15 protein-coding genes and 1 pseudogene are annotated in these 19345 nt (G+C 61.0%); 9 read left to right on the top strand and 7 right to left on the bottom strand.

Annotated elements, in window-relative coordinates; translation table 11 throughout:
* Window positions 1-47 precede the first annotated feature (47 nt).
* The 6 genes and pseudogenes from FDW83_RS09145 (at window position 48) to FDW83_RS09120 (ending at window position 7063) form a co-directional block, all read left to right on the top strand.
* Window positions 48-1583, top strand: coding sequence for a class I adenylate-forming enzyme family protein (locus tag FDW83_RS09145; RefSeq protein ID WP_138137685.1), 1536 nt, complete (start codon window positions 48-50; stop codon window positions 1581-1583).
* Complete coding sequence (locus tag FDW83_RS09140) at window positions 1580-2401, top strand: fumarylacetoacetate hydrolase family protein (RefSeq protein WP_138137683.1); 822 nt, start codon at window positions 1580-1582, stop codon at window positions 2399-2401. The genes FDW83_RS09145 and FDW83_RS09140 overlap by 4 nt, the downstream gene beginning before the upstream one ends.
* Window positions 2402-2434: 33 nt before the next feature.
* Complete coding sequence (locus tag FDW83_RS09135; protein ID WP_138137681.1) at window positions 2435-4198, top strand: acetyl-CoA carboxylase biotin carboxylase subunit; 1764 nt, start codon at window positions 2435-2437, stop codon at window positions 4196-4198.
* The gene (locus FDW83_RS09130; protein WP_138137679.1) at window positions 4198-5067 is read left to right on the top strand and encodes a CoA ester lyase; all 870 of its coding nucleotides are present in this window, start codon (window positions 4198-4200) and stop codon (window positions 5065-5067) included. Before FDW83_RS09135 ends, FDW83_RS09130 begins: the two co-directional genes overlap by 1 nt.
* A 44-nt stretch (window positions 5068-5111) precedes the next feature.
* Window positions 5112-5591, top strand: a complete 480-nt coding sequence (locus tag FDW83_RS09125) for a MaoC family dehydratase (RefSeq protein WP_138137677.1) — start codon at window positions 5112-5114, stop codon at window positions 5589-5591.
* Window positions 5592-5672: 81 nt separating this feature from the next.
* Window positions 5673-7063 (top strand): annotated as a pseudogene (locus FDW83_RS09120) (class I adenylate-forming enzyme family protein).
* Between the two features lie 157 nt (window positions 7064-7220).
* On the opposite strand, the gene FDW83_RS09115 reads toward FDW83_RS09120, so the two are convergent.
* The 4 genes from FDW83_RS09115 to FDW83_RS09100 form a co-directional block, all read right to left on the bottom strand.
* Window positions 7221-7421 carry a hypothetical protein gene (locus tag FDW83_RS09115; RefSeq protein ID WP_240720924.1) on the bottom strand — a complete coding sequence of 67 codons (201 nt, stop codon included), beginning with the start codon at window positions 7419-7421 and terminating at the stop codon, window positions 7221-7223.
* A gap of 341 nt (window positions 7422-7762) precedes the next feature.
* The gene (locus FDW83_RS09110) at window positions 7763-8395 is read right to left on the bottom strand and encodes a TetR/AcrR family transcriptional regulator (RefSeq protein ID WP_138137673.1); all 633 of its coding nucleotides are present in this window, start codon (window positions 8393-8395) and stop codon (window positions 7763-7765) included.
* Between the two features lie 171 nt (window positions 8396-8566).
* Window positions 8567-9763, bottom strand: a complete 1197-nt coding sequence (locus FDW83_RS09105; RefSeq protein WP_138137671.1) for an acyl-CoA dehydrogenase family protein — start codon at window positions 9761-9763, stop codon at window positions 8567-8569.
* 37 nt (window positions 9764-9800) lie between these two features.
* The gene (locus FDW83_RS09100; protein ID WP_138137669.1) at window positions 9801-10277 is read right to left on the bottom strand and encodes a MaoC/PaaZ C-terminal domain-containing protein; all 477 of its coding nucleotides are present in this window, start codon (window positions 10275-10277) and stop codon (window positions 9801-9803) included.
* A gap of 329 nt (window positions 10278-10606) precedes the next feature.
* Here FDW83_RS09100 and FDW83_RS09095 point away from each other — a divergent pair, with 329 nt between their 5' ends.
* Window positions 10607-11956, top strand: a complete 1350-nt coding sequence (locus FDW83_RS09095; protein ID WP_171027509.1) for an MFS transporter — start codon at window positions 10607-10609, stop codon at window positions 11954-11956.
* 811 nt (window positions 11957-12767) lie between these two features.
* Here the strand turns inward: FDW83_RS09095 and FDW83_RS09090 are convergent.
* On the bottom strand, window positions 12768-13334 hold the full coding sequence (locus FDW83_RS09090; RefSeq protein WP_138137666.1) for a recombinase family protein: 567 nt from the start codon (window positions 13332-13334) through the stop codon (window positions 12768-12770).
* 323 nt (window positions 13335-13657) lie between these two features.
* On the opposite strand from FDW83_RS09090, the gene FDW83_RS09085 reads away from it, so the two are divergent.
* Window positions 13658-15376, top strand: a complete 1719-nt coding sequence (locus FDW83_RS09085) for an AIPR family protein (RefSeq protein ID WP_171027508.1) — start codon at window positions 13658-13660, stop codon at window positions 15374-15376.
* 308 nt (window positions 15377-15684) lie between these two features.
* Here FDW83_RS09085 and FDW83_RS09080 read toward each other — a convergent pair whose 3' ends face one another.
* Window positions 15685-17064, bottom strand: a complete 1380-nt coding sequence (locus FDW83_RS09080) for a hypothetical protein (protein WP_138137662.1) — start codon at window positions 17062-17064, stop codon at window positions 15685-15687.
* 438 nt (window positions 17065-17502) lie between these two features.
* Here FDW83_RS09080 and FDW83_RS09075 point away from each other — a divergent pair, with 438 nt between their 5' ends.
* Window positions 17503-18126, top strand: a complete 624-nt coding sequence (locus tag FDW83_RS09075; RefSeq protein ID WP_138137660.1) for a hypothetical protein — start codon at window positions 17503-17505, stop codon at window positions 18124-18126.
* 555 nt (window positions 18127-18681) lie between these two features.
* On the opposite strand, the gene FDW83_RS09070 is transcribed toward FDW83_RS09075, so the two are convergent.
* Complete coding sequence (locus FDW83_RS09070; RefSeq protein WP_240720923.1) at window positions 18682-19335, bottom strand: plasmid pRiA4b ORF-3 family protein; 654 nt, start codon at window positions 19333-19335, stop codon at window positions 18682-18684.
* Window positions 19336-19345 lie beyond the last annotated feature (10 nt).

The raw sequence follows: 19345 nt of genomic DNA, 5'->3' as shown, positions 1-19345 counted from the left end.
GTGCGGCAGCTTTCTGACAGCAGATTTTTGGTTCCAGAGAGGCAATGATGCGAACTATTGGAGACTGGATCCGGCTGAACAGCCGACGCAATCCCGCAAGGGAAGCGTTCGTCGGCGTCGACGGCAGAGTCACCTTCGGCGAGGCCGCCGAGAGGGCGTGGCAGTTGGCCAGGGGCCTGCGCGATGCGGGAGTGGTCCATGGCTCGGGTGTTGGAGTGCTGGCCGGAAATTCAGTATTCAACGCCGAGGCCTTCTTTGGTATCGCAGCTGCCGGCGGCGTCTACATCGCCTACAACTGGCGGTGGGCCCCGGCCGAGCTGGCCGCAGGGATCCTGGAAACGGAAGCCAAGGTCATCCTCGCCGAGGACGCGCACCTTCCGCTGCTCGAAGAGGCGTTGCAGATCCTCGCCGAAGGTGACAAGCAACTGCCGATGGTGGTCCGGCAGGGCCGCGAGATCGAGGCGCTTCGTGTCGGGACCGGTCCCATCGAGGATGTGGCCGCGCCCGAGTCGGCTCTCTGCATCATCTACACCGGCGGCAGCACCGGAACCCCCAAGGGCGTGGTGTTGTCGCACCGATCGGCCATGGCGAACGCGTTCAATGAGATGTACGACTGCGGAGTCGGCAGCCGGGAAAACGAACGCGGACTGATCGTCACTCCGCTCTTTCATTCCGCGGCCCTTTTGTGCTGGCTCGTGCCGCATTTCATCGCCGGCGCCACGAGTGTCATCGCGGAGAAGTTCACCGAAGAAACCGTGGTTGACCTGGTCGGCCGGGAGTCGATCACCAACACGTTCATGATCCCCAACATGATGCGCAGGCTCATGGACACGGGCGTCCTGGGTGATCCGATCATCCGCAGGAACCTGAAGGCCGTGCACACCGGTGCCGGATTGCTCCGCATGCCGGACAAGCAACTCTTCACGGAAATGCTCCCGGAAACGGAGCTCTACTTCCGCTACGGCCTTACCGAAGCCGGCCCCATGGTCACCAGGCTCAAGCCCTCGGACATGCTGGACCCTGCCGTGGACGGCTCGATCGGTACGGAGTACTTCCTGGTGGAAGCGCAACTGCAGGATCCCCTGGGGCAGGAAGTGGCCCCGGGAGAACTGGGTGAGATCTGCGTGCGCGGGCCGGGCATCATGACGGGCTACTACGGTCGTCCGGATGCCACGGCAGAGGCGATGCTGGGTGGTTGGCTGCACACCGGAGACCTCGCAACACGCGATGAGCGTGGCTACTTCTATTTCCGCGACCGCCTCAAGGAAATGATCAAGACGGGCGGGGAGAATGTTTACTCAGCCGAGATCGAGCAGATCCTGCACATGCATCCCTCCGTCCTGGAGGCCGTCGTCGTCGGTGTTCCCGATCCCAAGTGGGATGAGGAAGTCCGTGCCGTCGTGGTGCTTCGCAGCGGGGTCAGCGTCGACGCGGCAGAGCTCTCGGCGTTCCTTCGCCAGCACCTTGCCGGCTACAAGATCCCCAAAAAGATGGTGTTCATGCGACCGGAGGAACTACCCCGGTCCGCAGCAGGAAAACTGGTCAAGAGCCAGCTCAAAGTAAATCTGGGATGGAACGCATGAAGCTGGCAACAATCCGCACCGAAGACGGAACCAGGGCGGCAGTGCTCAACGGCGGCAAGCTGGTTCCGCTGGACTTCACCGACGTGGGGGCCTGGCTGAAGGCCGGAGCCCCGCAGTGGTCGGGATTGGCGGCCGGCTCACCCGTCAGCCCCGACGACGCCGACTTCGCGCCGGTGATCACCGAACCGCGAAAGATTATCTGCGTCGGGCTGAACTACCGGGACCACATCCTCGAGATGGGCCGGGAACTGCCCGAACACCCCACCCTCTTCGCCAAGTTCTCCGATTCACTGATCGGAGCGCACGACGATATTGTGCTCCCGCCAGGCTCTGCCAGCGTCGACTGGGAAGCGGAGCTGGCTGTGGTTGTCGGTACCACCGTAAGCCGCGCCGACGAAGCCGGGGCGAGGAACGCCGTCGCCGGTTTCTCGGTTGCCAACGACGTCAGCGCCCGTGACTTCCAGCGCCGCACCCCGGAGTGGCTCCAAGGCAAGACGTTCGACCAGACCACACCCCTGGGCCCCTACTTTGTGACCGCCGACGAAACGGGCCCTGAGCCCGACCTCGACATCAGCTGCTCCGTGGACGGCGTCACCAAGCAACACTCGCGCACCTCGGAGCTGGTCTTCGGCCCGGTAGCTCTCATCCAGTACATTTCGGCCATCACCACCCTGCGGGCAGGAGACGTCATCCTCACCGGCACCCCCGGCGGTGTCGGAGACGGCATGAACCCCAAGGAGTTCCTTGAGGCCGGGTCCGTCCTCGAAACGAGCATCAACACCCTCGGCTCCGCGAGCAACCGCTGCGTCCGCCGCTGACGCCCCGACTTTTACACACGACAAGGAAACACCATGTTTAGCAAAATCCTGATCGCCAACCGTGGCGAGATTGCCGTACGGGTCATCCGCAGCTGCCGCTCGCTTGGCATCAATTCCGTGGCTGTCCACTCCGAGGCCGATTCCGGTTCCATGCACGTGCGGGAAGCCGACGAGGCCGTGAACCTCGGCGCCGGCGCAGCCAGTGAGAACTACTTGAACATCGAGCGCATCATCGGCGCAGCCCTGGAGACCGGCGCCGATGCTATCCACCCCGGTTACGGCTTCCTCTCCGAAAACGCAGCGTTTGCCAAGGCCGTGGAGGATGCCGGACTGGTGTTCATCGGCCCCAGCCCCGACGCCATTTCCACCATGGGCGAGAAGGTGGCTGCCCGCGCCGTGGCGATCGCCGCCGAGGTGCCCCTTGCGCCGGGCTCGCGGGACGCCATTTCCGGCGCCGGCGATGTGACCGCCTTCGGTGCGCAGCACGGCTATCCGGTCCTGGTGAAGGCTTCCGCCGGTGGCGGAGGCCGCGGCATGCGCATCGTGGAGTCGGAGGAACAGGCAGAGGAAGCCGTAGCGGCAGCGGTCCGTGAAGCGACCGCGGCCTTTGGCAACGGGGAAGTCTACCTGGAGCGTTACCTGACCAGCGCCCGGCACGTAGAGGTGCAGGTCTTCGCCGACAAGCTGGGCAACACTGTCTACGTCGGCGACAGGGACTGCTCCGTGCAGCGCCGCCACCAGAAGCTCGTCGAAGAATCACCGGCCCCAGGCTTGTCCGCGGAACTGCGCGCCGCCATGGGGGCCGCCGCGGTCAGGCTTGCCGAGCACGTCGGCTACGCCGGAGCCGGAACCGTGGAGTTCCTGGTGGAGGGGGAGAACTTCTACTTCCTGGAGATGAACACCCGTATTCAGGTGGAGCACCCGGTCACCGAGATGGTGCACGGCGTGGACCTCATCGCGGAACAGATCAAGGTCGCCGCCGGCGACGAACTCAGCATCCGCCATTTGCTGGTGCCGCAGGGTGCCGCCATCGAGGCCCGCATCAACGCCGAGGATGTTGCCGGCGGGCGCTTCCTTCCCGCCCCGGGGCTCATCGAAGAACTGAAGGCACCCGAGGGCGAGGGCCTCCGCTTCGACGCCGGCTACCAAAGCGGTGACGAGGTCCTTCCTTACTACGACAGCCTCATAGGCAAGCTCATCGCCTACGGCCCGGACCGCGAAACAGCGTTGGCCCGGCTGGAACGGGGGCTTCAGGAGTTGCTCGTTCGCGGCGTCCCCACCACCGTTCCCGCCTCGCTGGCTGTCATCCGTCACGACGACTTCAAATCGGCGCAGTTCACCACCCGCTGGTTGGAAGAGAAGGTCGATTTCTCGGAGGAACCTGAAGAAGAACCCCTGGCCCGCAACGAGGTTGAGGTCGGCGGCCGGTTCTACATCATCCCGCAGTTCTCCGACCGTCCGGGAGCCTTTGCGGGTGCACCGGCAGCGTACCCCGCCGCTCCCGCCGAGGAAGCTTCGGCCGGGCAGCGGACGCGCAGCACCCGGGCCCGTGGCAAGGGCAAGGCCAGCGACGGCAGCGTCAAGGCCCCCATGCAGGGAACCATCATCAAGGTCAACGTCGAAGAAGGCCAGATGGTAGCCCCCGGTGATGTCCTCTTCGTCCTTGAAGCGATGAAAATGGAGAATCCCATCCAGGCGCCGGCTGCCGGCATCGTAGGACCCATCCATGCAACCGTTGGTGACTCCATGGCCGCCGGAACCCTGCTCACCCAGCTCGTCCTGGAAGGTGCAGCCTGATGAAGCCCTTCCGTTCAATCCTGTTTGTCCCCGGCCACAAGCGAAGCTGGATCGACAAGGCACTGGCCTCCGAGGCCGATGCCATCATCATCGACCTCGAGGACTCGGTTCCGGAGGCCGATAAGCCATTGGCCCGTACCAACGCCAAGGACGCGCTGGACACCCACAACGGTGACAAGGGAATCCTGATCCGCCCGAACGCCCTGGACACCGTCCACTTCGGCAAGGACATCGCGGAAACGACCCACGCCAAACTGACCGGTTTCCTGCTGCCGAAGCTCTTCTCCCGCGATGACGTCGTCCGCTTCGACGCTTTGGTGACCGCCGGCGAGATCCTGAATGAGGTGCCGAAGGGGAAGGTAGAGCTGATTCCTTCCCTGGAAACGGCTGCCTCCATTAACAAGGTGGACGAAATCCTCGCCGGCCCGCGGGTGGGTGGAGTCATGGCCGCCGCCGCAAAGGACGCCGACGTCTCACGCGAGGTGGGCTTCGCCTGGACCCCCGAAGGGATCGAAACCCTGTACCTCCGCAGCAAAGTGGTGGTCGCGGCCCGTTCTGCCGGGCTCCGCAGCATCGTCCTGGGCCTCTGGCAGGAAGTCCACAACCTTGACGGGCTGAAGGCCTTCGCCACCGCCAACCACGGGCTGGGCTACACGGGGCAGGTGCTGATCCATCCCTCGCACGCACCCGTGGCCAACGAATCGTATGGACTCTCGGAATCCATGCGGGGCTACTACCAGGGCCTCGTGGAGGCATTCGAGGAAGGCCAGCGCCAGGGACACGGAGCTGTTTCCTACCGCGGCGACCACATCGACCTCGCCCACGCGAACCATGCCCGCCAGGCACTCGCCTTCGCCGGCAGCAACTAAGCAACGACTGGCCACCAGGCCCAACAAACTACAGGAGACACACCATGGCCGGAATGTACTACGAAGACTTCCAGGTAGGCGAAGTAATCCGCCACGAAGTCACGCGCACCGTCACCGAGACGGACAACCTGCTCATCACCACGCTGACCATGAACGTGCAGCCGCTGCACTTGGACGCCGAGTTCGCTGCCAAGAGCATGTACGGCAAGCAGATCGTCAACAGCATCTTCACCCTGGGCGTCGTCACCGGCGTTCCGGTCCAGGACACGACCCTCGGCACCACCCTGGGCAACCTCGGCTTCCGCGACATCGAATTCCCCAAGCCGGTCTTCTTCGGTGACACCCTTCGCGTGGAGACCGAAGCTTTGGACAAGCGCGTCTCCAACTCACGGCCGGAAACAGGAATCGTGGGCATCGAGCACCGCGGGTACAACCAGAACAACGAGCTCGTGTGCGTCGTCCGGCGCACTGCGCTCATGAAGCGCCGCGAGACGGCTCCGATAGAAGCGGCCGCCAACGCATAGCCGTTCACTCCACAATGTGAGCGTGCCGGCCGGCAAGATGTCGGCCGGCCCGCCACGCCAGCCGGAAGCAGGACCCAAGCAGTGCCCTTCCTGAACAGACTCCAGAGATGGGCTGACCTCCGCCCCGACGGCACAACCGTCGCCGTCGGCGGCCGCGGATTCAGCTGGGCGGAACTCCGCGGCGCAGCACACCAACTCCTGCCTGCCACCCCGGAAACCTGCATCATGTCCGAACCCAACTCGCCCGAATTCGCAGCCCTGTACTGTGCCGGGGTAGCCAAGGGGCGTCAGATCGCTGTCCTCGATCCCGCCTGGACGCAACAGGCGCAGGAAGACGTGACCCGCCGGCTGCCCTTCCCGTCACGCGCCACCGGGACGGCGCTGGAAGACGGCGACCCGGACGAGCCCTTCCTCATCGGTTTCACCGCCGGGACGACGTCAATACCGAAAGCCTTCAGGCGCACCCGCCGGTCATGGCAGGCATCCTTTGACGCCTCAATCGAGTTCTTCGGCCTCCGGCCGGATGACAAAACATTGGCACCGGGCCCGCTCTCGGCGAGCCTGAACCTCTACACACTGTCCGAATGCCTGTACGCCGGCACCGAATTCCACACCCTGCCCACGCTCGACGTCGGCGATGCCCACGCCGTCATCGCCCACGACGGCATCACGAGGCTGGTCCTCGTCCCCACCATGCTTCGGCTCCTCAGCGAACGGGGACTCATGGCGTCGGTGGACGCCTCCGCCATCAGAACCATCATCTGTGCCGGGTCCAAGCTCGACGCCCGCACCCTGGAAGCCGCCAGGCGCTGGGCACCGAACGCGGCCATCTTCGAATATTACGGAGCCGCGGAACTCAGCTTCGTGGCCGGCCGTCGCCTGGACGCAAAGGAACCATTGGACACGGCCGGCACGGCCATTGGCCAGCCCTTCCCCGGCATCGAAGTGCAGATCCTCGACGACCGTGGGGAACCCCAGCCGGACGGATGCGTGGGAAACATCAGCGTCAAAAGCCCCATGATCTGCCAAGGCTACCTGTGGGGCGACGACGGGAAAGCCCTCCGGACCCTGAGCGGCCTCTCCACGGTTGGTGATCAGGGATACCTCCTCGACGGGATCCTCCACATTCTCGGGCGGAGCTCGGACGATCAACACCGCAGGCAGGAACGTCTACCCTCACGAGGTTGAACTCGCCCTGTCGTCCGTCCCTGGCGTTGATGCTGCCGTGGTGGCAGGGCTTCCCGATGACCTGCGCGGACAGTGTGTCGTTGCAGGAATCATTCCCTCCTGTGGGGGGGCTCACTGCAGCCACCCTCAACGCCGGCTTGCACGCACTCCTGGCCAGGGACAAGAGGCCCGTGCACTATTACTCGCTCACTGAGCTGCCTCTGACCGACAGAGGAAAAATCAACCGACGAATATTTCTGGAGTGGATCCTGATCAACGATTCACGGCTCCGCCGCTTGCGCTAGAGATACGACTGCGCCGCGCGCCGAAGGCAATCCGCGTACTGATATGAACCCTTTCCCTCCCCGGATCCGGGCCCGTGCAGGACCTTGCCTGGAACTGCTCCTACAGAAAGTCCGCGCTCCCGGTGTTCCGGCTGTGCCTGTCGGATCAGCGGGGGAGTCAGTCCCTGAGTTCCCTGGTCAGCACTTCGAACTCGGCCACGTTCAGAATCTGCAGGTGTTGCTGGGCGCTGGTCTCCGAGCGGAGCCGGTCCGCTGCCTGCTGGCTGCCGGCAAGGGCATTTTCGTCGTCCCAAAGGGTGATGGACAGGGATGTGTTGTCTTTGCCAAACAGATAATAGATCCCTTTGCAGCCAGGCATTCTAAGCACCTGGTCAACGGTGTCTTCTGACGGCGCCCCCGTGCTCCCGGGCTCCGGACGGTACGTGCTGACTCTGGCGAACATTGATTCCTCCAAGGGTGGGCTGGAAGGACATCGCCCCCGGCCCTGCAACGGGACTGACGTTCAAACAGAACCGCTCCGGTGCTCCGGTGTGGGGGCGATCCCTCCCCTCAAGTAAGGATCCAAACGGGTCTGGGCACAAGCCTCTGCGGCTTCCGAAGCCGTAAATTATGCTGCTCCACGTGGCTGATTTTTAATCCCCTTGGAGAACGAGGCCAGCCAACGGACGTCACAGGCAATCCAAGGCTGTACGTTCGCGGCTAGGCGGTTTTGACATTTCCTTGCCGGCCCTCGACTCTGGCGTCCGCGTCGGGGACGTTGAGTTCGCGAAGAGCGAGTTTGGTGTAGACGGCCACGATTTCGTCCAGTGACATCCTCCCGCCCGGTTTGAACCAGCCGGCAATGTGGGTGGCCTGGGCAACGATGCTGTAGACGTGGATGCGAGGATCGATGACGTCGGCGAGGCCGGCCCGGCCCGCTTCTTCGATTAGGTCCTGCAGGAACTGCTCGTATTCGGTGCGCTTGGCGATCACCACGTTGCGCGCGTCGTCAGAGAGAGAGCGGAGCTCGGCGTTACCGATGAAGACTTCCTGGGCGCGTTCGGCGTGGAACTTCAGGTGCGCAGTGAGTGCCGCCTGCAGCTTGTCCACAGCGTCGCCGTCGATCTCGACAGCTTTGCGGGCGCTGTCCAGGAGATCATCGATGATGCCGCCCATGATCTGCAGCAGCAGGTTTTCCTTGCTGTCGATGTGGTTGTACAGGCTGCCAACCATGAGACCGACGGCCGAGGCGACCTGCCTCAGGCTGGTTCCGTCGTAGCCGCGTTCAAAGAACAGCTTTGCTGCTTCTTCGCGGATGGCCTGCGCCGTTCCGCGTTCAGTCGTTGCAACCATGTGGCGCCACCTATCGTCGTCGCTTGCTCAAAGTTTAACGCACGGACACTTGTTTGCCTGTTTGGGCTGGCCCCGAGGAGGCGCGCACAGCAGGCAAAACAAGTGTCCTTCGACGGCGGAGGGCAGGTGGCGTCCGGCGGCTGTCTTCAGTTTTTCTTGGGTCGCTCCGACTCAGTAAGAGCGGGGGAGTCCCAGGTGCTGCTCGCCGATGTAGTTGCGGATCATGTCATCGGTCAGCGGAGCGAAGGTGTAGAGGCGGGCATCGCGGAAGTAGCGCTGCATGGGCAATTGCCGCAGGAAGCCCCACCCGCCCATGGCCCGCATTCCGACGTCAGTGACGGTGGTGGCTGCGTCGGCTGCTGCCAGCTTCGCCATCGCTGAAAGGGTTTCATCGGCACCGGCCAGTTCGTCGGACGCCAGGGCGGCTTTTTCGAGCAGGAGCCTGGCACTTTCCACTTTGACACTGCTGTCCACAAGTTTGTGCTGCAGGGCCTGGAAGGCGCCGATGGGACGGCCGAAAGCATGGCGTTCCTTCACGTAACCCACGGCGTAGTCAAGAGCGCCGCGGGCGATGCCCAGTGCGACGGCAGCGCCGTTGAGACGCTCCCCGTTGAGGGTTCCCAAGACGTGGCGGAAGCCCTTGTCCACTTTGCCGAGCACCAGTTCGGCGGGAACCGGGACGTCCGCGAATTCGATGTCGCACTGTTCCAAAGCCCGGATTCCCATGGTGTCAATGGGCGTCGTTGTGATACCGGGGGTGTCGCGGGGAACGATGAACATGGTGATCCCGTCGATCGAGGACCGTTGGATGTCGCTCGTCCGTGCCAGAACAATAAGGTAGTCCGCGTCCGAGGCCCCACCGATCCACTTCTTGGCTCCATTGATCAGGAACGATCCGTCGGGCTGCTCTACGGCCTTGGTTGTCATGGCCCGTGCTACGTCGGTCCCGCCCGCCGGCTCGCTCAGCGCGAAGGACATCTTGGCGTCGCCGGCGAAGAGCGGCGCGAGGAAGAGTTCCTGCTGCTCAGGGGTGCCGAAGGAGTGCAGCAATTCCACGCCCATGTACTGGACGACGAAGCTCACCCCCATGGAGGTAGCGCGGGCACCGAGCTCCTCGAGGACGATCGTTTGGCTGCGATGCTTGGCCTTTGCTCCGCCGATCCGCGACTCAAGCTGTACGAAACCGGCCTTGGCGAGGGCCCGGAACAGCTCCACGTCGTAGGTTTCATTCTCGTCATGGGCAATCAGGCTTTCCTCGCTCACGTGCTCGTCGAGGAAGCTGACAAGGCGGGCGCGCAACTCCTCAGGAGATTCAGGCTTGTCGCCTTCGACCCGGGAGGCTGCCTGGTGTTCTGTGGTGATACTCATGGAAATGTCCTTGCTGTGGTGCTCCTGCTGCAGGAAATTAGCGGCGCTTGATCAGGAAGCTGCTGGAGAAGGTCATGACGGTGCTGCCGTCCTGCTTCAGAACGGCGTAGTCGATGGTCCACAGGCCGGAGCCGGGCTTGCTGGTCACGCGGGCCTCGCTGACGGTCGCCTCGACGTGGATAGTGTCACCTATGAAAACGGGCTGGACCGCGCGGACGGCGTCCAGGCCCAGCCATGCGATGACATTGGTGAAGTACCCGGTCTGCGTCATGAGGCCAAGACCCAGGGAGAGTGTGAGCGGACCATGACCGATCCGCTGCCCGAAGGGGGTTTGGGAGGCGTATTCCTCATCGAGGTGGAGGGATACCCAGTCGCCGGTCAGCCCTGCCCACTGGACGAGGTGTGCTTCGGAAATGGTAATACCCGGGCTCTTTAGCCGGTCATCCGTAACGAGGTCGTCCCAGAAATGGTCCGGGCGTCCCTTGACGAGTCTTTCCTGTACCTGCTCGCTCATCTGCTCTCCCTTAAGCTCTGACGAAGGGAGTTCAGTCGCATCCGCCACTGAACCTTCAGTGCCAAGCATAGACTAACGGGCGTTCGTACGGAATGCCTTGCTGGACCTCAAAAGTTAACTCTTGCAATGCGACTCACGTCACACCTACACTGAAAACGAACGCTTGTTCTCCGGCGATTCCACTACCCATCAAAAGCGATGGCCGTGGGCCAGAGGCCTCCTCTCAGCCACTGAAGCCGGATCACATGCCGTCCATGGTCCACCTCCGGAAATCCCTTGACCAGGTGCCCGGCTTCAAGTTGGCTTATCAACAACGCAAGGAAGTTCCAATGTCGGAATTAGCTAATCCTGTTCAGCCCGCGCCCGCCACGGCCGATGCAGCAACCCTTGACCCCAGGACGTCACGCCGGGCCGTCGTGAGCGGCACGTTCGGAACAGCGCTGGAGTGGTTCGACTTCGCCGTGTACGGCACTCTGTCCGCAACCCTCTTCCCCCAGCTTTTCTTCCCCAGCTTTGACGCGAACACCGCCATCCTGGCCTCGTTCGCCACGTTCGGCGCCGGCATGGTGGCCCGTCCCCTCGGTGGCATCGTTTTCGGCGCTTTGGGCGACAAGATCGGCCGCCGCAACGTCCTCATGTTCACCCTGATCCTGATGGGAGCCGCCTCCATCCTCATCGGCCTGCTGCCCACCTACGCGGTAGCCGGCATCATCGCACCGACCCTCCTGGTAATCCTCCGCTTCCTGCAGGGCTTCGCCCTCGGCGGCGAGGCGACAGGCGTCCAAGTGCTCGTCGTCGAGCATGCACCAACAGCCCACCGGGGACTGTACGGCGGGATTCTGGCCACAGGCTCGCCCCTCGCGCAGACTTTCGCATCCATTACCCTCACGGGTCTAGCCATGTTCCTCTCCAAGGAAGACTTCGCTTCCTGGGGCTGGCGCGTTCCGTTCCTGATGGGTGTCCTGCTCCTGGTGGTGGGCGTCTTCATCCGGCGCCGCATTGAGGAAACCCCGGCGTTCAAGGAGAACCAGAAGAAGGCCGCCGAATCGGCCGTTCCGCAGGAACGCGCGCTGGCCGTCATTGCAAAGAAGCCCGGCACGGTCATCAAGCTCGTACTTTCCTGGGCTGCCTCGGCCGGCCTGTTCTGGATCAGCGTTACCTACGCCGTGAACTACCTGACAAAGGAGCTCGGCTACGACAACTCCATCACGTTCGGGCTCCTGCTCATGGCCAACCTCGTCTCCATTCCCGCAGCCCTGCTCGGCGGCCGCCTCAGTGACCGGATCGGCCGCAAAAAGACCTTCCTGCTCGGACTCACCATGCAGGGCATGGCCGCAGCCACCATGTTCCCGATCATGAACACCATGAACTTCCCTGCCAGCGCAGCCATCATTGCCCTCGCACTCTGCGGCATCCAAGTCACGGCCGGCACGCAGGCCGCCTTCTTCTCCGAAGCCCTGCCGACGTCCATGCGCTACACCGGCTCCGCGCTCGGCATGACCATGGCCGGCCTGATTTTCGGCGCCCCGATCCCGTTCGTCGCCGCCTGGATCTTCCAGAACACCGAAAACGGCACTCTCGCGCTTACATGCATCGGACTGAGCCTGGTTATCCTGTCCATGATCGCCACCATCCTGCTCCCGGAACGCTACAAGCAGTCGCTCCACGAAGAGCACTGAATCCACCCGGGCTGATTCCGCCAAAACCAAAGAGGACCTTCGCGGCCGTGGACTTGCCCAGGCAAGCACCACCCCGGAGGTCCTCTTTCTTAATGCTCTTCCCTGAGCCGCGCCTCTCCCGCCGCATAAGCATCCGGCAGTCCGGACGTAAGCGATGTCAGAACACTCCTCATCCAACCCGACTGCATGCCCTCAAGCTTCTGTTCACCGGCGGGGAAGGGTGGCAGCAAAGGGATAATCTTGCTGCAGTCACCCTTTCCAACCGCCGTTGATCACGCTCGCGAAGGACCGGGGCGTACCGGAGACGCGCTCTGCGGTGGCCCTGTTCCCTGCAATCGCCCAGCAGGATGGCTGGCCGACCGGCTCGGTTGCCAAACTTCGTTGAAACCGCGGCCGACAGCGTTGGTGCGGCGTCCGCGGCACTTGGGGCCGCGCTACGGTTTGCTACTTTGGTTTTGCCGGTGGCCCGCCAACGACCGCCACGAAACAGGGGATGCACGCCGGAGGGCCGCGGGTTGACCCCGGTCATCGGATTCCTCAAACGATACAAGCGAGCTTCATGGTCCTAAGACCCTTTCCGATAGCGAGACGACGACACCGTTAGCGATCCCATGGCTACGCTGCACGCAGCCTACCCCAGCACCATCTGATGGGCAGACATCACGCCCGATGTTGAAAAACGCCCAATGAACCGCTTGGACGCGTTGTCTCATCTACTTCTACTCGTCCCACTCAAACGCCGATAATGGATATTCTGTAAAGCTAATGGCTTGCGGTCCAGGGCACATCGACGGCCAGGCAGGGGAGTGGATCACTCTAACTTTGCGTGGCGGAGGTACTGGTAGACGGTCTCTCTGCTGATCCCGTAGTCACGGGCAAGAAGTGCTTTCGGAACACCGGTGCCGGCGCGTTGGACGAGTTCTGCTGCCCGGTCCGGTGTGAGGGTCTTCTTCCGTCCTTTGTAGGCGCCGCGCTGCTTGGCCAAAGCGATGCCCTCCCGTTGGCGTTCTCTGATGAGGGAGCGTTCGAATTCGGCGAAGGCGCCCATGACGGAGAGCATGAGGTTGGCCATGGGGGAGTCCTCGCCGGTGAAGACCAGGCTCTCCTTGATGAACTCCACCCGTACACCGTTTTGGGTGAGGCCCTGGACAAGGGCCCGCAGGTCATCAAGGTTCCGGGCGAGCCGGTCCATGCTGTGAACCACTACGGTGTCGCCATCCCGGGCGAACCGCAGCAGCTCCGTAAGCTCCGGTCTGGAAGTGTCCCGGCCGGAGGCCTTGTCCGTGAAGACTCGGTCCAGAACCTGGCCTTCGAGCTGGCGTTTCTCATTCTGGTCAAGAGTGCTTACTCGGACGTACCCGATCCGCTGTCCGGACACTGCTTCCTCCAACCTTTTGCCTGTGAGGTTGAGTTCTAGAGCCGTCCTACAAGGAAGTCAAGACCTCGCAAGTCGGTTGTCAGATCTGCGTGTACTGACCTCTTTGTCCAGGTGTCTGCGAGAGCTTCTGAATCCCGTATAGAGGTGAAGCTTCATCGTCGATGCTGGTGTCTATTGGAGCAAGGGGGGCGCTGATGGCGTTCGGAGATCTAGGCTAGTAATTTTCGGCGCGTTGCCGGCCCAAATCCCATGGGCGTGGCATCATCTTGGAGATAGCTGATGCAGCACAGTGCCCTTTCGGAGCACTTCAAATGGGGGATCTTATGACCAGCAATGACGTCGTTCTTCTGGCCGACATGCTCACTCGTGCTCGAGCCGAAACGATCCCGGCTCTGAGTGAGACTGAGCACGAAACGTACTTTTCTGCAAAACAGTATCTTCGCCACTTCAATGCCACCCACGACGACTTGCTGTCCGGGATCGTCGACGGCGCGCAGGACGGAGGAATTGATGCTCTCTATATGTTTGTAAACGGCTTTTGCATCCGCGATGACACCCCATTGAAGGGATTTGGCCGCAACGCGCAACTCGACCTAGTCATCTTGCAGGTTAAGAACACCAAGGGATTTGGCGAATCTGCCATAGACAAGCTCGTCGTCAACCTTCCGCGCCTTTTGGACTTCAGCAGGAGCGAGGAGAAGCTTGCGAGGACACTTAATCCTCGAGTGCTCGAGATAACGCGAAGGTTTTTGGATGCCTATCGTGCCCTTGAAATGCCCTCCCTTCGGATTCTCACGTGTTTCGTCGCGCTCAAAGCCGAGCACTTGCATCCGAACACCGTAGAGAAGTCGACGCTAATTGCAGATGCACTGAAAAATTCTTTTGGTGCTTGTGTTCCTCAAATCGACTTCTTGGACGCCTCTGCCCTTTCCGACATGGCTCGTGAGAAGCCATCTGTTACGCGATGCCTAGCCTTGGCCGAGAACCCGATATCCACGGATACGGCTGGAGGTTACATCGGTGTCGTGCGTTTGGATGAGTATGAAAAGTTCATCACGGATGAAATCGGAAACTTGGACGCTTCGCTGTTTGAAGCCAATGTGCGGGACTACGAAGGCGAAACAACGGTCAATCGAAGTATCCAATCAACGCTGGAAAAGCATGATGAGAACGTCGACTTTTGGTGGCTCAACAATGGCGTTACGATCGTCGCCCACCGCGTCCAGCCAGCAAACAAGCTACTGGAATTAGAGTCACCTCAAATTGTCAATGGATTGCAGACTTCTCACGAGATTTACAAGCGAGGACGCAATGCCTCGGCCAGTCCGGAAAATCGCAGCGTCTTGGTTAAGATCATTCAGGCAGAAGACGATCGTGTTCGAGATCGCATCATTCGCGCGACGAACAGTCAAACTAGCTTGAGTCTGAGTTCGCTGCGTGCAACAGACAAAGTGCAGCGTCAGATCGAGGAGTATTTGCTCCAACATGGTTTGTACTATGAACGTCGAAAACACTTGTACAGCAATAAGGGAATACGCATCCAAGATCTAGTTTCCATTGACCAAATGGGCCAAGCCCTGCTGGCTAGCCTGGTGCAAATGCCCCATGTAGCTAGGGGACAAGTAAGCAGAGTCTTTGAGGATGAAATCTACGACCTCTTGTTTGTCCCCACGCATCCTATCGGGGCATATCTCTCCGCTATCCGAATCCAGAGAGTATGCGAGGATTTCTTGCGCCAAGAGGAGAGTACCCGGGGTCAGGTAGAGGACCTCTGTTTCCACCTGACGATGCTGGCGACCATCGCCGCAACGCGAAAAAACCGCCCAACAGCTGTGGACATCGCTGAAATTACTGAGTTCCCGGACACCGAAGAGCTCAATGAGCTCCTCAAACTTGTTCGAGCCGAATTCGCGGATGGGGCACGCCGACGCCGAGAAGTGATGTTGGACCGGGTTGCAAAAGACGGTGACGTAACTATCCAGCTGCTGAACAGGGCCAAGACGTACCTGTCGTCCAGCCCTAGAAGGGTTGCTGTTGCTTAATCCATGGAGATCCAAGATGTCTGAGGTCAGGCCTGGGGATGTGCCATTCAATTATGCTAAACACGAGCCCCTGCGAGCCTCTCTCGGCGCCAGCTTTACATACTGGGCTATCAGCGCTCACGGAAACCAGGTGTAACCAGGCAGGGGAGTGTGAAACCTCTCGGGCACACATTTGCCACGGCCGCCGTTGCTCAAGAACCACCGCTGGTCGAAACCTCGAAAACGGCCGCACACTGACGCCCAAGAAAATACTCGAACGAGGCGGACTTGAACCCTAGGAGTCACTTCCTAAGCGCCTGCCACTCCGTTTACTGAGTCAGCCCCGGGATGCCTACTCGAAAGATGAACTCGTTGAGCCCATACTCAGCGTGTTCGGACCATTCCGGCGTTCCCAATACGGCTATCCCGTAGAAGGGCACAGTGACAGTGCCATTTTCGGAGTCAGCGTAGCCCTCACCCGCCTCGTAACAGAGTAAATGCTGTTCTTGCCCGCGGTACGTGCACCTGAGCTCCCACGCGTGAAATCCAGAACCCATCAGATCCAGGGTCAACTCCTCACCCCCGATCCCGAGGGTGACTTTGGAAAGAAGCGACAGGTCCTCTGCGCTTGGCCAGCCGCCGTCCGTAACGCCGGCAACTCCGGGTATCGAGGACAGAGCGGTCCAAATATCATCCAGTGCCTCTCGCGGCGCATTCCACGGTCCGGCGACCGGAGCCGTCATGTCGCAATTGATTACCACCGCGTCCTTAGAAGATGCGGAGCCCTGGGGGATGGAAACTTGAACACGCAGCAAGGCGTTGCTAACGGTCACTTCTTGCGGCACAGGATTCCAATTGAACGCTGCCCCAACAACTTTCACGTCGGCAAGATACAGAGCGGTAAACGTTACGGCGGTTGGATCTTGTTTGGTATGAACCAGACCTACGAACCTAGCGGCCTCGGCATTCACCTCCATCGACAGGCCATCTTCGGGGGCGTGGTCAAGGGCATATCCGAGCTCCGCGCCACCTATACTCACGTCTTTTAGGAGGGAAGATGCGTCCAACGCCACGCTAAGCGCCAACTGCACGCCCGCAGCGTTACTTGGTACAGAATGAAAGACAGCCTCGGCCGCTCTTGTCAGGCTTTTCATGATGCTGGGCGGTGTTTCATGTCCCCATCGCTCGTGGGCCGTTAGAGCGTCTCCGTCAGCCGAAACCAGGAGGTAACTTATTTCTTGGAAAGACGCTTGTGCGTGATACGCCCTGAGATGAGCGCTGTCGGCTGCTCCAGTCTTCACGTCTCCTTTGCGCTTGCCCGGCCCCTCTAGCAGGATCTGGTCTCTTAGCGCCTCGTGCGCAAACGGGGAAGTGTCTACCACTCGTACGCTTCGCCCCAGCCCCCTGATTCGGTCCAAAAGCTGGCCGGCGACATCATGTGCCGAAAGGTCTCCAGGATCCTTCGCCCATAGGCCTGCAGCCCGCAACTTCTTGGCGGCTACCCTTAACGCGACGTGCGTTTCGTGCAAATGCTGCCCCCATTCCCAAATGACTGTGTCCGCTATCCAGATTTCAACGCGACCGTGTGTATCTGCGCGCTCAGCAAGGGAGCTAAGCGCACTGATCCCGGGAGCGCTCTTAAAAACATTGGCGTCGAGAGCAATCGCCCGGACACTGGCGTAGTCGGGGGATGTGGCATCGTTATGCATGATCTGATGCTAGCCAAGTAGGAGATTGCTGACGCTTTGCCTTCTCACGGCCTCCGGTTGTAGGCATCAGGTCAGCGACCATCAATCGGCTTTCCTGTTGTGATTTCAATGGCGCCGCGAACGGGTGGGCGGCTGCATCTCGCTTACCTTGTCTTGCTGGTCACCAAGCAAAGCACCAGGCACACCGGCGACGGCCGCCGTCGCGCAAAAACTGTCGCTTGCTAAGACGTCGAATATAGCCAAGCAAGTGAACAAGGGGAGGAGCCTGGAACGCGGAGGTCTCGAACGTAACTTGTCCCGCGTGGCGGTTAGGCCGAGAAGCCCCGAATAGGTAGATGTTATAAAAACTCAAGCAGCTCTACTCAGGTCCACCCCGGTCCCATCGGCGCCCACGCTGGTGGCTAAGACCTGTACAGCGTTAACTGAAGGCACGGCAGAATGACCACAGATCCAGACCCAGCGGGAACCCCTGAGGCGTCCAGTGTTGGCGCAGTGCATGTACCCACCAAGAAAGAAAAGATCCAGGCATTTTGGGTTTCGAAACGATGCGTTATCTTGCTGAGTTTGGCGAGTGGCCTATTAGCAGGAGCAGTTCTAGGCCGTCTTTTCCCGCCCTTTGTCTTGGACAACGACTTTTGGCGAGCTTTTTTCACCTCTGCCGGTTTCGGCGGGGTCATGGCATTAGCGGCTGCTGGAGTAGCATTTGGTGCAGCCGCATACAGCAGTCATCGAGCCGGGCAGAATGCGTTGAGAGACCGCGAACAACGTGAACAAGCTGCTGAACAAGACCGCCAGCAGCGTGACCACGCTGCCGAACAGGACCGCCTGCAACGTGAGAAGGCGGACCTCCGTGCTCAGTGGTGGGACCGATTCACTTGGGCGACAGAAAGAGCACTTGACCCCAAGACTAGAGATGTCGGGGTGGTGAGTATGATCGGCTTGGTCGGACATCCTTGGGCCGGCCAAGAAGACACTGACATCGCTTTTGCCGTTGCTGATGCTCTCGAGAGTATGGATACTGAAGATGATGGCAGTATTGAAACGAAGGGAGGTGTCCAATGAGCACAGATCGCAAACATTCGCGTGAGCTCGTCCGTCAGCTTCGTGCTAAGGCATTACAAGTCGAGAAAGAACGGCGGCAGACTGAAGGGTCGAGCGGTAACGGCGGCACCTCACGAGACGGGAGTGACGTGTTTGCTTTCCGTCCTCGGACCTCCGGTTCGTCTGCATCACAACGCACAGACAGGACGTCGCGGTAGGGTGACCGTCTTGCAATAGCTGCGTGCAATCGTAGCTATGACCTCTGGATAATTTAGAAACCAGTGAGTCTATACAGTTCGCCCTTGTCTTGGCATTCTTCCGGCTGAACTCATCACACGGATGCGGCATGAGCCAAAGGTTCGCATACGCCTTTAGGGACGGATCCGAACAGTGCGACTACAGAGTCCGGGGCCTCACACAGCGCGTAGCGAGCGAACGGCATCGTCACGGCCCACCACGAGTGAGCCCCTATCGGCGCTAGCTTTACATAAGGTCAGTTATCGGCGTTCGAAAATGGCCGGGAGAGCGGCCCCAGAAGGGGTTGCATTCCGGTATCGCGGTGGGGCTTTTCGCTTGCTATTCACGCACTTGAACTTGGGCGATCAACGCTTGGTTCAGTGCCGGGATGTCGAGGAAGGCGGGGTCAAAAGGTTCAGCCGAACCGGTAATTTCTGCCACCCATTCTGAGTACTCAGCGTGGTCCGGATGGGCCGGGTCGGCCAGCGCCTCCAGGATCTCTTCGTACCCTGGAAATCCTCCGGAGTCTTCCAATGGGCCGCGACGGGCACCATCGATCACACTGGCCGGCGGGGTGCCTTCGTTCGCGGGACTCTGCGTGACCAGCTCGAGCCGGTGCAGCCAGTTGTCACCGAAGTCGTATTCATAAAACGCTGCTCCGGCGCCCAGCGCCAGCAACTGTTCAAGGGAGAAATCTTCCTCCGGCCTCTCGCCCGGTTCGTCACACTCCCGCCGTGGAAGCCACTGCAGGGCTTCCGGAACTTCACCGTTCACCGGCCGCAGTGGCGCGAAGGGGTCATCGGCTGTGAACCTGTGCAGGTGCATGTCTTCCCACCCGAATGCCGCTTGCAGGACCTGGTGCACCTGGTCCAGCGTCAGGGAGCCGCGGACCTCGAGCTGGCGCCAGATTTTCGGCTCGCTGTCAACCAGCTCCACCCGAACCTCCAGCATCGACTCTGGTTTCGCACCCATGGCGGCGTTACCGTTCTCCATGCAGGCCATT

The organism is Pseudarthrobacter sp. NamE2 (assembly GCF_005796205.1).
Lineage (GTDB): Bacteria > Actinomycetota > Actinomycetes > Actinomycetales > Micrococcaceae > Arthrobacter.
The sequence above is the reverse complement of the archived record's forward strand: the minus strand, read 5'-3'. Positions and strand labels throughout refer to the sequence as shown.

What these genes read in the sequence shown, in the direction of transcription:
- FDW83_RS09145 (WP_138137685.1), top strand. Translation starts at nt 48, where the DNA reads ATGCGAACTATTGGAGACTGGATCCGGCTGAACAGCCGACGCAATCCC.
- FDW83_RS09140 (WP_138137683.1), top strand. Translation starts at nt 1,580, where the DNA reads ATGAAGCTGGCAACAATCCGCACCGAAGACGGAACCAGGGCGGCAGTG.
- FDW83_RS09135 (WP_138137681.1), top strand. Translation starts at nt 2,435, where the DNA reads ATGTTTAGCAAAATCCTGATCGCCAACCGTGGCGAGATTGCCGTACGG.
- FDW83_RS09130 (WP_138137679.1), top strand. Translation starts at nt 4,198, where the DNA reads ATGAAGCCCTTCCGTTCAATCCTGTTTGTCCCCGGCCACAAGCGAAGC.
- FDW83_RS09125 (WP_138137677.1), top strand. Translation starts at nt 5,112, where the DNA reads ATGGCCGGAATGTACTACGAAGACTTCCAGGTAGGCGAAGTAATCCGC.
- FDW83_RS09115 (WP_240720924.1), bottom strand. Translation starts at nt 7,421, where the DNA reads ATGCCTGGCTGCAAAGGGATCTATTATCTGTTTGGCAAAGACAACACA.
- FDW83_RS09110 (WP_138137673.1), bottom strand. Translation starts at nt 8,395, where the DNA reads ATGGTTGCAACGACTGAACGCGGAACGGCGCAGGCCATCCGCGAAGAA.
- FDW83_RS09105 (WP_138137671.1), bottom strand. Translation starts at nt 9,763, where the DNA reads ATGAGTATCACCACAGAACACCAGGCAGCCTCCCGGGTCGAAGGCGAC.
- FDW83_RS09100 (WP_138137669.1), bottom strand. Translation starts at nt 10,277, where the DNA reads ATGAGCGAGCAGGTACAGGAAAGACTCGTCAAGGGACGCCCGGACCAT.
- FDW83_RS09095 (WP_171027509.1), top strand. Translation starts at nt 10,607, where the DNA reads ATGTCGGAATTAGCTAATCCTGTTCAGCCCGCGCCCGCCACGGCCGAT.
- FDW83_RS09085 (WP_171027508.1), top strand. Translation starts at nt 13,658, where the DNA reads ATGACCAGCAATGACGTCGTTCTTCTGGCCGACATGCTCACTCGTGCT.
- FDW83_RS09080 (WP_138137662.1), bottom strand. Translation starts at nt 17,064, where the DNA reads ATGCATAACGATGCCACATCCCCCGACTACGCCAGTGTCCGGGCGATT.
- FDW83_RS09075 (WP_138137660.1), top strand. Translation starts at nt 17,503, where the DNA reads ATGACCACAGATCCAGACCCAGCGGGAACCCCTGAGGCGTCCAGTGTT.
- FDW83_RS09070 (WP_240720923.1), bottom strand. Translation starts at nt 19,335, where the DNA reads ATGGAGAACGGTAACGCCGCCATGGGTGCGAAACCAGAGTCGATGCTG.